This is a genomic window from Streptomyces sp. 11x1, assembly GCF_032598905.1.
Classification (GTDB): Bacteria; Actinomycetota; Actinomycetes; order Streptomycetales; family Streptomycetaceae; genus Streptomyces.
In genome coordinates this window covers 5,438,789-5,452,724 of record NZ_CP122458.1, presented here as the reverse complement: position 1 = coordinate 5,452,724, position 13,936 = coordinate 5,438,789, and the positions used below count along the sequence as shown (strand labels likewise).

Genomic DNA, 13,936 nt, shown 5'->3' with positions numbered 1-13,936 from the left:
GTGATTTTTCTGAGAAACGCACAGGCGCCTCTCAGGAACCCCCCGGGAAGATCCCCGACTTCTGGGACACTTCCCCCTCCGACCAGCAGTTTTCTGATCGTCCGCACGGCGTTCCCCAGGCCGCCTCACTGGGGCCCCACAGCCCCGCGACCCCAGGAACGCCCCCGGCACGGCCCCTCACTCACCCCACTTTTACGAAAGCGCCGTCATGACGCCCCCGCACCCACGAGAGCGACGCCCCCGCACCCGTCGTCTCAGAACAACCAGTCGTGTCAGAACAACCCCGTCGTCGTCTTAGAACAACCCCTCCTGCACGCTCCCGTCCCCTCGGCTCCGCAACTCCCGTACGGGCAGGGTGAGGACGTCCCGGGAGCCCCCGCCGACGGGTGCGGTCAGCTCCCAGCCGGTCATGAGCCGTGTGTCGAGCACGACGACTCCGCGCCCGGTCTCCAGATGAAGATCGGGTCCGGCGACGGCGAGGATCTCACCGCCCACGGCCCCGCCCGGGGCCAGCTCGGTCACCACACCGTCGGCGGCCGGCAACCCGTCGAGCCCGAACGCCCCGCAGTGGTCGACGGCTTGGAAGGGAAGGCGCTCCAACGACTCGGGCCACGCCGCGAGCCCCTGGGCGCGCCCGTGCAGCTCGGCCAACTCCCCGACACGCTCCTCGACCGTCGGCAGCCCGGCCCGCACGACCCGCTTCTCGGCGTACGGAATCCGATCAGGCACGCCGAGAGCGGCCCGCAGCATCTCCTCCGACCGCCGGGCGGCCATCAACGGCCCGCGCCCGAGCCACCCGAAGCAGACCGCGCCCTGCTCCAACAACCGCGCCGGTCCCCGCTCGACGGCGGTGATCCCGACCTTCACCATGCCAGGCCCGAACCACGCGAGGTACACGTGATACGGCCGCGGGTCGTCGGCGATCGTGTCGGCGGCCACGGAGTGCGCCCGGTCGAGCCGCGCACATTCCTCGCACCGGGCGCCCGTACTACGCTCGGGCACCTCGGCCCGCACCGGACACGGATTCCCGCGAGCGCCGACGCACGTACGCCCGTCGCTCACGACCTCGAAGGCCACCGCTTTCCCCCGTGGCAGCGAACTGCCCCACCCACCCGCCCACCGCAAGGACGGCGCCCCATCCTCGCCCCAGCGCAGCCCCGTACATCTCCACACGCGTGCCATCCCTCACGACAGTAGAGGGCACCACTGACAACGCGTCCGCCCGGTGAGCGGGACGCGGACGTCGGGCACGACGACCTCGGACCGGCACGACGGACTCGGCCGGGCTCTTGCAGTCATGGCGGACTCGGGGCATGGCAGAACCGGGGGGCACACCCCTCCCGATCGAAACCCGACCGCGATGCGGACGTCCGGCCGTCCGGCCGTGCGTCGTCCTACAGCTTGCTCATCTTGCTGTATGGGCTGAGGATCCGCTGCCGCGCCGAACCGAAATCGACGAGCGCCGCGATCCCGTCCTCGATACCGATCACCCGGCCGAGACCGTACATGTCATGCGTGACCTGGTCGCCCACCGCGAAGTGCTTGGGAGGCGGGGCGACCGGGGCCTTGAAGGGACTGGTGGGCAGATAGCGCTTCGGTGCACCTGGCTTTGTCATTGCGACCAGTATGCGCCAACCACCGGGACCCCCGACCGGCCAAGAGCCACTTGATCTTCATCCGCAGAGCGCCGCACAGCGCCCCAACAGCTCTGCCAGCGTCAACACTGCCGCCCCACTCAGCCGAAAGTGGGGAGTCTCCGGTCGCTCGCGGCAGGTGAACCACGCCGGTTCAGGGCCCGGGTCAGCGGTGATCGAGCCTCGCCACCGACCAGGCCCGGGGTGGTGCGTACGCCCCTCTCCCCACTCGCCGACACGGCAACAGCCAGAGGCCCCGTGGATCACTCCACGGGGCCTCTGGTCTGCTGTGCACTCGGCAGGATTCGAACCTGCAACCTTCTGATCCGTAGGATCGGACAAGGTGCCGATCGAGCGGCTGATGGCCTCTGAGCTCGATCGTCCTCGTTAGCCATCACGTGCGTCTGTGTGCCGTCGTTGCCGTCAGCCCTGCCGTCAATCTGGACTAGACGAGTGTCCGCGCCCCTCCCAGCCTCAGCAAACCGGCCCCTGCCGTCGAAAGGCCTCACTGCTCGGCGTGGGCCCTTTCGAGCTCGTCCGGCTCGGTTACGACTCAACTGCTCTTCGGGGGCACCTCGGGGGACGCGGGCTCGGTGGCGAGCGTGGTGTCCTTCCGCCCTGCAGGAAGTGTGACTCGATACTTCGAGCCGAGTACGCCGGGTCTGCCTTGCGCAGGTACAGCTCCGGATCCTGCCGCTCGTCCGGGTACCGGACGCCGGCTGCCCGTCCGCCGCATCGCGCGTCGGCAGAGGTGGGGCAGGAAGGTGTAGAAGCGGTCGGGAAGGAACGCGGCATCCGCAACGATCATGGCGCCGGAGAAGAGAGGCAAACCCATGAGCACCGCGATGCCGATGTGCATGCCCAGCAGCATGGCGAGAACGGGGTACTTGAGCCTGCCGAAGAGGACGAACGGGAAGGCCACCTGCAAGAGCACGGTCATGTAGCCGGCGATGGCAACCATGAGCGTGTGCTCGTCCACGAAGTGGGAGAGCGCGGGCCAGGGCCGGAAGAGTTCGAGGTTCACGACGTAGTGGAGGGCGGTGCCGCTGCTCCAGGAAGGTCCCTGGACCTTGTACAGGCCAGCTGATCCGTAGAGGAAGCAGACCTGTGCGGCGATGAGGAACATGCCGCAGTTGTGCACCACCGCGACCAAGCTGGTTCGGGCATCGCGGAGCTGCCGCCCGAAGAGGCTCCCCGGCGGTTCCGGCGTGTTGCCCGCACGAAGCGCCTTCAGCCGGTTTCTGCGCGCGTCCAGGGACCAGCGCCGACCGCACGCGGTGAGGACGAGGTAGAGGGACATCAGCAGGATGAGGTTATCGCCCCCGTCCGTCATGAAAACCGCCCGGGCGTGGAACGAGGTCACCACGGCGGCGAAGAGGACGGACAGGACGCGGGTCCGCCAGCCCAGCATGAACAGTACGGATGTGACGAGAGCCAGCACATAGCAGAGCTCGAAGTAGACGCGGCTGTCGGACAGGGGCAGGATGCTGAACCAGCCCGTCTGCTCGAAGAGCTGGCGTGCCAAGGCGGGCGTCCACGCAGAACCAGGACCCCAGATCTCGGCACGATACGGGAACTCGCGCAGCAGAAAGAGCAGGTAGAGCAGCCCGTAACCGATGCGCAGCACCGACGCGGCGTACAAGGACACCGGGCGGCCGGTCAGGAGGTCCCATACGGCGTTGATCCGGGCGGCGATCCACCGGTCGGCGCCGGCGGGCGCGGTCCTCTGCGCCTCAGTTTCCATGGCGGGTCACCTTCCACCAGGGCAGGAGCCGGTTCTCGACCGGCGTCGGCGGGCGCTTGCCGGCGGCGGGGCCGGGCGCGTCGATGGGCAGTGTGACGACGCGGAGCTGAATGAAGTCGAAGGTGCGGCTCTTGTGGGCGGCAACGCGGTCCGCGGCGATGTTGGTCAGGTACTTCTGCATCATCAGGGCGCGTTCCGTGCGCGGCTTGTCGTCTCCTCCGTGCGTGTCGACGTAGCCGGTCCAGGCACGGCGCAGCATGTTCTGCGCCGTGTGGCTCGGGAACGGCTGATGTTCGACTGCGGAACGGTCCACGGCGGTCAGGTCGAACCAGGGACCCACATGGGCCGATCCGTCGGAGCCGGTGCGTGCGGTTCTCGCCAGAATCTGCCGGTTGACAGATTCCGGGTCCGGAGCAAAGAGCCGCCAGTTCTGTTCGAAGAAGGGATACACCCATGCATTGACCAGTGGGCTGTATCGCTTGGAGACGGTATTGGCCGGGGCCACGTGAAGGAACACGAGAATGACGTGGACGACAGTCGCTGCGAGGCACATGACCACGGCGGCGCGCAGCCCGGATTTCAGCGCACGGATGCTTCTCGGCGACTTGTGCGGCGCGGCCGTGACGCCAATACGTTCCTGGGTGGCCGGACCGGAGTCGGACTGCTGGATTTCCTCCAAGTCCGCTGATCCAATTCCGCTCGACACCGCCTACCTGTCTTCCTATGTCAGCTAGTCGCACCTGGATCTTGCACTGACTACCACCGCCGGCGCGCGGCGGATTCGAAAAGACTTCCGCCGCGCGCCGTCATCCGGTGAGAGGACTAACCGCAGTGCGCTGTCTAATCCTCGTAGCCCTTGGAGTTGTCGTCGCCCTCGTAGCCCTTGGGCACCTCGTCGTAGCCGTAGTTCTCGTCGTGCTGCTTGCCGTGGTCGTACTCGGCGTGGTCGCCCTTCCCGTGGTCGGGCCTGCCCCCGTCGTCCGGCCTTCCAGGCTTGCCGCCGTGATCCGGCCGGCCCGGCGCGTGGTCGTGCCCGCCACCACCGCCGGAGGTGTTCCCGGCCGTGTTGCCCATGGTGTTCCCGGAGGTGGTGTTCCCTGCAGTGTTGCCCTCAGTGTTACCAGCGGTGTTTCCTGCGGTGTTCCCGGACGTGGTGCCGGCGACGTTGCCCTCAGTGTTACCAGCGGTGTTGCCTGAGGTGTTCCCGGACGTGGCGCCGGGCGAGAGGATCGGCCCGCCCAGGACGCCACCGGTGACGAGGCCGCCGCTGACCAGCCCGCCGGTCGTGGTGCCGGTGGTCGTTCCACCAGTGGTGGAGGTAGCGCACCCGCCGAGGAAGATCCTGTTGTTGTCGAGCGTCACGGAGCCGTTACGGGCCAGCGCCCGCCCCTCGATGTTCGTCCCTGTCGTCACGCTGATCGAGGTCAGAGCCATGATGGTGCCCACGAATGTGGAGTTGGTGCCGAGCGTGGCCGAACTCCCGATCTGCCAGAAGACGTTGCACGCCGAAGCCCCGTTGGTGAGGAGCACTCGGCTGGACGACGCAGTCGTCAGAGCTTCAGGAATCTGGAACACCCAGACGGCGTTCGGGTTCCCCGCGGCGTCCAGGATCAGGTCACCGGTGAGCCCGACACCGGAGACAGCGGTGTGGACGCCCGGAAGCAGCGTCTGGCCGCTGCCGATTGCCGACGCGAGTGCGAAGTCCGTGGCCTGGCCGGCCGCATTGTTGTACGCCGTGACCAGGTCGGACTTGGCCTGAAGCGCGACAGCGTCCGCCGCGTGTACGGCGCCGAGTACCTGGCCGGGCGGGAATCCGGTGATGGACGGATTCGGGTGCGTCCCAAGGTCGTGGGTGATCAGCGAGGGGCCGGTATTGGTGACTCCCTGACCCGCCAGAACGGAGAAACTCGCGGCCGTGGCCAGAGGCACCTGCGTAGCGATGGCCAGCGCCTGCGTCGGCGTCAGGGCGACCATCACGGCGGCAACCGTCGCTGCAAGGGCCGAGGCCAGAACGCCGGACAAACGACGACGGCGAACCGCTTGAGGGATCTTCAGCTTCATCGATAGGCCATTTCTTGTGGGGAGCCGTGACCGTACCGGGCTACCGATAACCCGGGAAGCCTTGCTGCTACTTCCGCCGCATATTACGCAGAAATATCTTTAAACCGACCCAGGCAGGACAGGGAGGAATTTCCCGCTCATTCGAACGGCTCACGGCGCCAGGAAAGTAATTTCATTCAGAAATCCGACTATTCTCAATACATTCAAAAGGTGGACTCCCCAGCAACGTGATGCCCAAGCCAGGCGCCGCCCAGTCGGGCGATTGGGCGCGGTTTTCGTGATTGAGCCGGTCCAGGCAAGGTTGCCGCGCGGGCCGGAGAGGAGGGATCGGGCAGGCTGTTGGGTGGAGGCGCCGCCTTCATCTGAAGTGATCGTTGACGGCGGCGATCGATGGTCTCTGTGTGCCCTCGTTGCCGCTGAGGTTGAAAGGGTGGGGTGACAGCGGACGTTGGTGGTGCTACGTCCTCGTCATGAGGTACGCGGATGGGGGCGGCCTGACCGCTGTGGGGCGGGCGAAGCGTGAGGCAGTGCGCTTTGAGGGCGCGGAGATGTTCGAGCGAGGCGTGCGGCCGCCGGAGGTGGCCCGCAGGTTACGGGTGTCGCGAAAGTCGGCGTACGCCTGGCACGCCGCCTGGCGCGAGGGCGGCAGCGCGGCTCTGGCCTCCAAGGGGCCTGGCGGCTTCCGTGTCAGCTCAGCGATGCCCAGGCGGAACGACTGCAGGCCGAGTTGGAGGCGGGGCCGGCGGCGCACGGCTGGGCGGAGGACCGGCGGTGGACCCTGGCGAGGGTCACGGAGCTGATCCATAGCCTGGACGACTACCGGTACACCCCGCGTGGAGTGTCGTATCTGCTGCACCGGCTGGGCTGGTCACGGCAGGCCCTCACCCACAGGGCCGTCGAGCGCGATGAGCAGGCAGTGGCCAGGTGGCGGACGCAGTGGTCACGGGTGAGAGGACAGCCCAGCTCCTGGGCGCGTGGATCGTCTTCGAGGACGAAGCAGGGCAGGACCTGAAGCCCGGCAAGGGCCGCACCTGGTCGAGGCGGGGCAGAACGCCCCTGGTCAAGGTCGTGGGCAAGGGCTCGGGCCGGGTCCTGATGGCCGGGATGATCTGTGTGTGGCCAGGCCACGAGACCCGTCTGATCTACCGGACCCAGACGTACCGCGGCCGTACCGGCGAGAAGAAGGGCTTCCGGTCCCGCGAGTTCGCGGACCTGTTGAACTCTGCTCGTCGGCAGCTCGGCGATGCCCCGCTGATCGTGGTGTGGGACAACGCCAGCACCCATCACGCCAAGCCCTTGCGGGAGTTCTGCGAGCGCAACAGCGACTGGCTGACCATCGTCAAGCTCCCGCCCTACGCGCCCGACCTCAACCCCGTCGAAGGCGACTGGGCCCACGTGAAGAAGTCCCTGGCCAACCTCGCACCCCGCGCGGTCGAAGACCTCACCCCGCTCGTGAAGAGCCGCTTACGCGGCATCCAACGCAGACCCGGAGTACTCGACGGCTTCATCGCCGAGACCGGACTGGCACAGAAGCCTCCGTAACGCTGTCACCCCACCCTCAGCGTCAATCACTGCCGTCACGACATAAGCCAGAGGCCCTGTGGATCACTCCACAGGGCCTCTGGTCTGCTGTGCACTCGGCAGGATTCGAACCTGCAACCTTCTGATCCGTAGTCAGATGCTCTATCCGTTAAGCTACGAGTGCTTGTTCTGTTTTTCGCCGGTCCCGGCCCTTTCGGCCCGCTCGCGGCGACAGGAAGAACATTACATGACTGCCGTCGGCATGTGAAATCCGTTTGCCACACCCCTTGTGACCTGGGAAAACGCCTTGTGAGGGTGGTCTTGGGGCGAGGGCGGGAACGACGAAGCCCCGGTCACGTGGACCGGGGCTTCGGTGATCAAGCGCGGAGGCGGAGGGATTTGAACCCTCGATGGGATTGAAGTCCCAAACCGCATTAGCAGTGCGGCGCCATAGACCGGACTAGGCGACGCCTCCAGCACAACCGCCCACGCGAGCGCGAGTGGTGCGTGCAGATGATGACACAGCCTGGTGGGCTGTCACCAATCGCCTCCCACGGTACTAGGCGGAGAGGCCGCAGAGCAAAGCCGTATGGCACGTCGGGAGCGGTGCGGCGCACCGGCCGCGCGGGGCGGACACGGCGGACGACGGCACCGCAACCGTAGGGCGGGCATGGCGTTAGTCAGGTCATGTTGCAGAGCCTTCCCGGCGCGCGCCGGAAGCCCCCCACAGGTTCCTCCACCCCCCTCGCCGCCACGTCTCCCTCCGCACTCCCCACCGCCACACCCCCCACCCCGAACCCCACCCGCCCCGCCCCCACCCTGGGCCGGGTCCTCCTCGGGGTCGTCGCCTCGGTCGCCGCGGGTGCCGCCGGCACCCTCGCGCCGGCGGCACCGGGCGCGTACGCCGCCGAGGCCGTGTCGCGTCCCGCGCCGCCCATGCCCAGCCCGGCCGCCGGGCCCGGGGACCGGCTGACCGTCACCGTGCGCAAGGCCGGCGGCGGCGCGGACGGGACCTTCGAACTGCGGTGCCATCCGGAAGGGGGCACGCACCCGGACGTACGGGAGGCGTGCGGGCGGCTCGATCGCCGGACGACCTGGGGGACGGATCCCTTCGCACCGGTCCGGTCCGGCACCGTGTGCACGATGCAGTACGGCGGACCGGCCACTGCGCACGTGACCGGGACCTGGGCCGGACGCCGCGTCGACGCCCGTTTCGACCGCGGCGACGGCTGCGAGATCGCCCGCTGGGACGACATGGTTCCCGTCCTGCCCGACCTCCGCGCGTAAGAGGAGAGGAGAGGAGAGGAGAGGTGTAAGAGGGAGGAGAGGAAAGAGGAGGGGCGCGAAATCGGCCACGCCTCGGGCGGCGCATACACCCATCCCGGTGCCCGCGCCCAGGCCGTACATATGTGCCTTCGTCAAGGTCCTCCGGCAAAACACACGGTCACGGCATCCCCGTCCGTGCGGTCACGGCATCTCCGTATGTTCGGTGTGCGACCTCCCTCTCATCCGGCGTCGCGAGCGCAACCTCTGCCCGTAGACTCCCTCGCGTGACACGTTGCGGGCCGGTTGGCAAGATGGCCATGGGCCCAGCGGTCGGCAAGGTGCGGTAACAGGGAGGAAGCGTCTCGTGAGCAGCAGGCCATCCCGAGGCGCTGCTCGCCTCGCAGCCATACTGGACGCACTGCCCGATGCGTTGGTGCTGGTCAACGCCAATGGGACCGTCGTCAACGCCAACACCATCGCGCTGGAGGCCTTCGAGGCCCCCGGCACCGCCCTGGTCGGACGCGGCCTGCTGGACCTGCTGCCCGAGTTCGACTCCCGGCTCATCCCGGGCTCCATGCGGCGGCCCGACACCATGGACCCGACGGGGCGGACCAAGCCGACCCGGATGATCGCCCGCCGGACCGACGGCAGCGAGTTCCCGGTCGAGGTCACAAGCGCGAATCTGGAGAACGGGCAGCAGGCGTACGACGGTTACGGCTACGCCAATGACGAGCTGCTCATGCTGGTCGTACGGGATCTTTCGGGCACTGTCGACACCGAGGCCGAACTCGCGCGTTCGCAACGGCAGACCGAGATGATCCTGCGGGCCGCGTCCGAGGGCGTGGTCGGGACCGACACCGACGGTCGGATCGTCCTCGTCAATCCGGCCGCCGCTCAGATACTGGGCTATCGGGCCAGTGACCTCGGCGGACGCGAGCTGCACACCCTCGTGCTGCACTCCCGCGAGGACGGCGCCCCCTTCCCGTACACCGAGTCGCCGCTCGCGGACACCTTGAAATCCGGGCGCAAGCACCGGGTGCGCGGGCAGGTGCTGTGGGCGAAGAACGGCGAGAAGGTGTCGGTCGACCTGACGACCGCGCCGGTGCGCGACGGGGACCAGCTCGTCGGTGCCGTGATGACGTTCACCGACCGGCGACCGTACGACAAGCTCGCCGAGGAGAAGGACGCCGAGGCCGAGACGCACGCGGAGGAGCTGGAGCGGCTCGCCAAGGAGCACGCCGAGGAACTCGCGAGTGTGCGCGAGGAGCACGCCGCCGAGCTGGCCGAGCTCGGCGAGCAGCACGCCGAGGAACTCGCCGCCGGGGACGAGCGGTACGCGGCGCTCGGGGAGCGCGAGAAGGACCGGTACGAGGCGCTGGCCGCGCGGCACGAGCAGTTGCTCGCCGTGCTGGGCACCTCGCTGCGCGGTCCGCTCGACCAGCTCCGCAGCGAGCTGGGCACGCTCGCCGCCGACGACGCCGGGCAGCTGTGGCCCGAGGCGAACCAGGTCCTGCACCATCTGACCGCCGGGTACTCGCGGATCACGACACTCATCGACAACGTGCTCGGCTACCAGCGCATCGACGCGGGCGAGGACGACCTCGTACGTACGGCGGTGATGCTCGACGCGGTCGTCGCGGCCGGTGTCGACGGGGCCGTGGAGCTGGTCGGGCCGGGGCGGGTGCAGTTTGCCGTGCACGCGCCGCCCATCGAGGCCGAGGTGGACCAGGCGCGGCTCGCGACCGCCCTCGCGCATCTCGTCGCCGATGTCGCCGGTGTCGACGCGACGGGCAACGCGCCCATGTCCGTCGGCGGCTACATGGACAACACCGTCGTCGTGGCGGCCGCGCAGCGTGGTGAGGTCGTGCGCATCGAGGTGCGCGGGCCGTACGCCGGGGGAGACCCGGTGCACCAGCCCATCGTCCAGGGGATCGTGCGGGCGCACGGCGGTGTGCTCCAGACGGTCGAGGTTCCGGGGATGAGCGGCAGCGCGTATGTGCTGGAGGTACCGCTCGGCGGTGGCGCCGGGGCGATGCCGGTCGCGCAGCTGCCCGCCGCGATGGGCGTCGAGGCCGATCCCGGGGCCGTGGCCACCGGTGCGGAGGTCGCCCTGCCCGAGCAGGCCCCCGTCGGTGGCGGGCGGCGGCGGGCGCGGCGTTCGTCGGTGGACGCGTTCCTGGAGAGCGAGGACGCTCCCGAGGGCCCGGACGCCGAGGCCTCGGTCGCTCCGACCGGGCGGCGCCGGCGCAGGGCGGAGGACGCGGCGGGTGCGCCGGGCGCGGCCGTCGGCGCGACCGGTTCCGGTGAGGGCGCCGAGGGCGAGGGCTCCGGGGGTACCGGACGGCGCCGTGGACGTGCCGCCGCTGCCGAGGCGGCCAGTGAGGGCGTGGCCACCGAGGGTGCGGTCGTCACGGCGGCCGAGCACGCGGCGGGTGCGGCTGCCAACGCCACCGGATTGGGCGGGACCGTACCGCCGCAGGGTGTGCCCGCGCCCGGCGGACGGCGTGCGCGCCGGGAGCCCGCGGCGCAGAACGGTCCACAGAACGCGAACGCGCCACAGAACGCGTTGCCGCCGGCGCTGCCGGCCGGGCCGGGCGCGGTCAACGAGGCGACCGCCGACGCCACCGCCGCCGAGGCAGGCGGCGCCCAGCAGCCCACCGGTCGCCGTCGACGTGCCCTCGGGGGCGTCGAGGAGCGTGCCGCCGCAGCCGAGCCGGGCCCGCGAGCCGTCTTCGCCCTGCCACCGGCCGAGGCCGACCGGGGTCCCGAGCACACGGAGGCCACCGGCCTCGGCCCGGTTGCGCTGCCGGGGGCGCCCGGCGCCCCCGGCGGACCGATGCCGATGCCGTTGCCCGCCGGAGCCGCGGGGACGGCTGTTCCCGTCCAGGCCGGGGAGGGGTACGACGGCGAGGGTGACCAGGGTGCGGCGGCTGCCGCTGCCGGGGTGCCCGCCGTCGGTGGACACGTCCCCGTCGGTGGGCCCGTGCCGCCCGGGGGAGTCGTGCCGGGCGCAGGGGCGGTGCCTGCCGGAGGGCCGGTGCCCGCCGCCGGTGCGGGGCAGCAGTTCACCGGAGCCGGCGTCGGTGTCGGTGTCGGTGTCGGACAGCCGCTTCCGCAGAGCGGTCCGGGGGCGCCGGGTGGCGTTACCGGGCCCGGCTCGGGGCAGGTGGCCGGTGCCGGGCCGGCACCCGGAGCTGGCCAAGTGGCCGCCGCGGGGGCGCTGCCGGGAGCCCCGGTCGGCGGTGCCGACGACGGTCGCCATGACGCCGCTTTCCACGACGCCGGTGACGACCACACCCCGCCGCAGCCGCACCCGGTGCCCACGCCCACGGGCCGACGCCGCGCGGTACGGCAGCCCGCCCCCCAGCAGGGCGACGGCGCGGGCATGACGGCACCGGGGCAAGGGGCGACGCCGCAGGGCATTCCCCCGCAGGGGGGCCCTGCTCAGCCGGTCCCCGCCCAGGGCGGGCCGATGGCCGCCGCGCAGTCCGTTCCCGCGCAGGGGATCCCAGGCGCTCCACAGACCGTACCCGTACAGGGTGTCCCCGGCGGCCCGCAGCCCGTGCCCGCCCAGGGCGCCGGGGTGGTTCCCGGTCAGCCCGTCCCCGCGGGGATCGCGGCCGCGCAGTCCGTCGCTCCGCAAGGGGTCCCCGGCGTCGCCGCTCAGTCAGCCCCCGGACAAGCTGTTCCTGGTCAGGACCTCCCCGGGCAGGCGGCCATGGGGCAGCCCGTCGTCGGACAGCCCGGTGCCGTCCAGGGAGTCGTCCCGCCGCAAGGGGCGCCCGGTGACCGGCAGCAGGTGCCCGCGCAGGCCGGAGCCCTCGGGCACTCCGTCGTCGTACCGGGCGCACAGGGCGTACCGGGGATCCAGGCCGTGCCCGGGATGCAGGGCGTGCCCGGCGCTCAGCCCTCCCCTGCCCAGTCCGCTCCCGCTCAGGTCGCCGCCCCCGGAACGGCCCAGCCGCAACAGCCGCCGCAGTCCTGGCCGGACCCGCGCCACGAGACCTCCGGCGCCGGCATCCCCGGACCGACTCCTCAGGCACCGCTGCCCCCGCAGCCGACCCCGTCCTCGGGCACCCCGCTGCCGCCCGAGGTCGCCGTCCAGCAGCCGCGCGCCGCACAGCCGCTGCCGGCCGAAGCCGCAGCCCCGGCCCGAGCTCAGACCCAAGCCCAAGCTCAGGCTCAGGTGAAGGCGCAGACGCAGGCGCAGGCCGCACCGACGCCGACCGCGCCCGCCGCGGGAACCGCCACCCCCGCCGCCCCTGTAGACCCCAACTCCACGCAGGGACGGTCGATCAGCGTGCGGACGCTCGGCCAGGGTGTCCCCTTCTCCCGTCAGGGCGGTCCTCAGGCTCAAGCGCAGGCGCAGGCGCAGGCAGCACGGTCCGGCGTACAGGCCGTCGCGCAGGCGCAGCCCCAGGCCGGGTCCACGCCCGCCCCGAACCAACCCGGCGGTTCCGGCAGGCGCCGCAAGCTGGGCACACCGCCCCAGCCGACCGGCGACCGCCCCGAGACGGCCGCGCGCCCCCACCCGCAGTCCACCCCGAGCAATGGCACGGGTCTGCGGGTCGGCACCGGTCAGACTCCGCCCGCCGGCCAGGCCGCGGCCCAGCCGCAGACGGCCGCGCAGGTGTCGCAGCCCTCTCTCGCCGGGCAGGTCCCGCTCCCGCCGCAGCCCTCGCTCGCCGGCCAGGTTCCGCTTCCGCCGCAGCCGTCCCTCGCGGGGCAGTCCCGGCTGACGGGCCGTACGGAGGGTGCCGGGCGGTCGTACGCCATAGGGGCGCCCGACGAGAACGCGGACGAAGGTCCCGAGCCTCTCGACGGGCCCGGCGGCGCGGTGGAGGTCCCCGACCGGCCGCATCCGCAGCCGATGGACGACGAGTTGCCGCCGGAGCCGCTCGACAATCCGCGTCGGCTGCTGGTGTGGCCCGCGCCGGACGTGACCACCCACCAGGCGCTGAGCGACCGGGGCTACCGGCCCGTCATCGTGAACTCCCGCGAGGACGTGGACGCCCAGATCGCCGCGTACCCGGCCGCCCTGTTCGTGGACCCGCTGACCGGTCCCATCACCCGCACGGCCCTTCAGTCGCTGCGGCAGGCCGCCGTGGCCGCCGAGGTCCCCGTCCTCGTCACGGCGGGCCTCGGTCAGGCGACGCGTGAGGCGGCGTACGGGGCCGACCCGGCCATCCTGCTGAAGGCGCTCGCTCCGCGTGACTCCGAGCAGCATCCGCCGCGTGTGCTGCTCATCGAGGAGCACGCGGAGATCGCGCTCGCCCTGACCGCGACGCTGGAACGGCGTGGCATGCAGGTCGCGCGGGCGGCGTCGGACGCGGACGCCGTCACCCTGGCCGCGCAGATGCGGCCCAACCTCGTGGTGATGGACCTGCTCCAGGTGCACCGCCGTCAGGCCGGCATCATCGACTGGCTGCGGGCGAACGGCCAGTTGAACCGCACCCCGCTCGTCGTCTACACGGCCGCCGTCGACCAGTCCGAACTCCCGCGCCTGGCCTCGGGGGAGACGGTCCTCTTCCTCGCGGAACGCTCGACGAGCCCCGAGGTACAGACCCGGATCGTGGACCTGTTGGCACGAGTCGGTACGAACTGAACCAGAACTGAGCCCACGGACAGCAACAGTTGGGGCGGTGTTTCACGTGAAACACCGCCCCAACTGCCTTACGTGCACGTCCTGGATCTGCGTCAGACTGCGTCC

10 protein-coding genes and 2 tRNA genes are annotated in these 13,936 nt (G+C 70.7%); 5 read left to right on the top strand and 7 right to left on the bottom strand.

Annotated features, from left to right (window positions below; translation table 11 throughout):
- Positions 1-294: 294 nt before the first annotated feature.
- From P8T65_RS23870 to P8T65_RS23850, 5 genes are all read right to left on the bottom strand, one after another.
- A complete protein-coding gene (locus tag P8T65_RS23870; protein WP_316727284.1) occupies positions 295-1,182 on the bottom strand; it encodes a DUF2797 domain-containing protein in 888 nt (295 codons plus the stop codon).
- Positions 1,183-1,394: 212 nt separating this feature from the next.
- On the bottom strand, positions 1,395-1,616 hold the full coding sequence (locus P8T65_RS23865) for a hypothetical protein (protein WP_033526723.1): 222 nt from the start codon (positions 1,614-1,616) through the stop codon (positions 1,395-1,397).
- Between the two features lie 571 nt (positions 1,617-2,187).
- Positions 2,188-3,378 (bottom strand): HTTM domain-containing protein, encoded by a 1,191-nt coding sequence (locus P8T65_RS23860; RefSeq protein WP_316727283.1) that lies wholly within the window; start codon positions 3,376-3,378, stop codon positions 2,188-2,190.
- Positions 3,368-4,057 (bottom strand): DUF5819 family protein, encoded by a 690-nt coding sequence (locus P8T65_RS23855; RefSeq protein ID WP_316727282.1) that lies wholly within the window; start codon positions 4,055-4,057, stop codon positions 3,368-3,370. The genes P8T65_RS23860 and P8T65_RS23855 overlap by 11 nt, the downstream gene beginning before the upstream one ends.
- A 161-nt stretch (positions 4,058-4,218) precedes the next feature.
- Positions 4,219-5,439 carry an ice-binding family protein gene (locus P8T65_RS23850; protein ID WP_316727281.1) on the bottom strand — a complete coding sequence of 407 codons (1,221 nt, stop codon included), beginning with the start codon at positions 5,437-5,439 and terminating at the stop codon, positions 4,219-4,221.
- A gap of 470 nt (positions 5,440-5,909) precedes the next feature.
- Here P8T65_RS23850 and P8T65_RS23845 point away from each other — a divergent pair, with 470 nt between their 5' ends.
- From P8T65_RS23845 to P8T65_RS23835, 3 genes are read left to right on the top strand one after another with little or no spacing between them, the layout of a single operon-like run.
- Entirely contained in the window at positions 5,910-6,239 is a 330-nt protein-coding gene (locus P8T65_RS23845) for a helix-turn-helix domain-containing protein (protein WP_316731687.1), read from the top strand.
- Positions 6,167-6,451, top strand: coding sequence for a winged helix-turn-helix domain-containing protein (locus P8T65_RS23840; protein WP_316727280.1), 285 nt, complete (start codon positions 6,167-6,169; stop codon positions 6,449-6,451). The genes P8T65_RS23845 and P8T65_RS23840 overlap by 73 nt, the downstream gene beginning before the upstream one ends.
- Complete coding sequence (locus tag P8T65_RS23835) at positions 6,364-6,981, top strand: transposase (RefSeq protein ID WP_316727279.1); 618 nt, start codon at positions 6,364-6,366, stop codon at positions 6,979-6,981. Before P8T65_RS23840 ends, P8T65_RS23835 begins: the two co-directional genes overlap by 88 nt.
- A 90-nt stretch (positions 6,982-7,071) precedes the next feature.
- Here P8T65_RS23835 and P8T65_RS23830 read toward each other — a convergent pair.
- Both P8T65_RS23830 and P8T65_RS23825 read right to left on the bottom strand, forming a co-directional pair.
- A tRNA-Arg gene (locus P8T65_RS23830) sits at positions 7,072-7,144 on the bottom strand.
- A gap of 200 nt (positions 7,145-7,344) precedes the next feature.
- Positions 7,345-7,435 (bottom strand) — tRNA-Ser (locus P8T65_RS23825).
- Positions 7,436-7,647: 212 nt separating this feature from the next.
- Here P8T65_RS23825 and P8T65_RS23820 point away from each other — a divergent pair.
- Positions 7,648-8,247 (top strand): SSI family serine proteinase inhibitor, encoded by a 600-nt coding sequence (locus P8T65_RS23820; protein ID WP_316727278.1) that lies wholly within the window; start codon positions 7,648-7,650, stop codon positions 8,245-8,247.
- Between the two features lie 343 nt (positions 8,248-8,590).
- Positions 8,591-13,831: a PAS domain-containing protein gene (locus tag P8T65_RS23815; RefSeq protein WP_316727277.1), complete on the top strand. Its 5,241-nt coding sequence runs from the start codon at positions 8,591-8,593 to the stop codon at positions 13,829-13,831.
- The last annotated feature ends 105 nt before the right edge of the window (positions 13,832-13,936 follow it).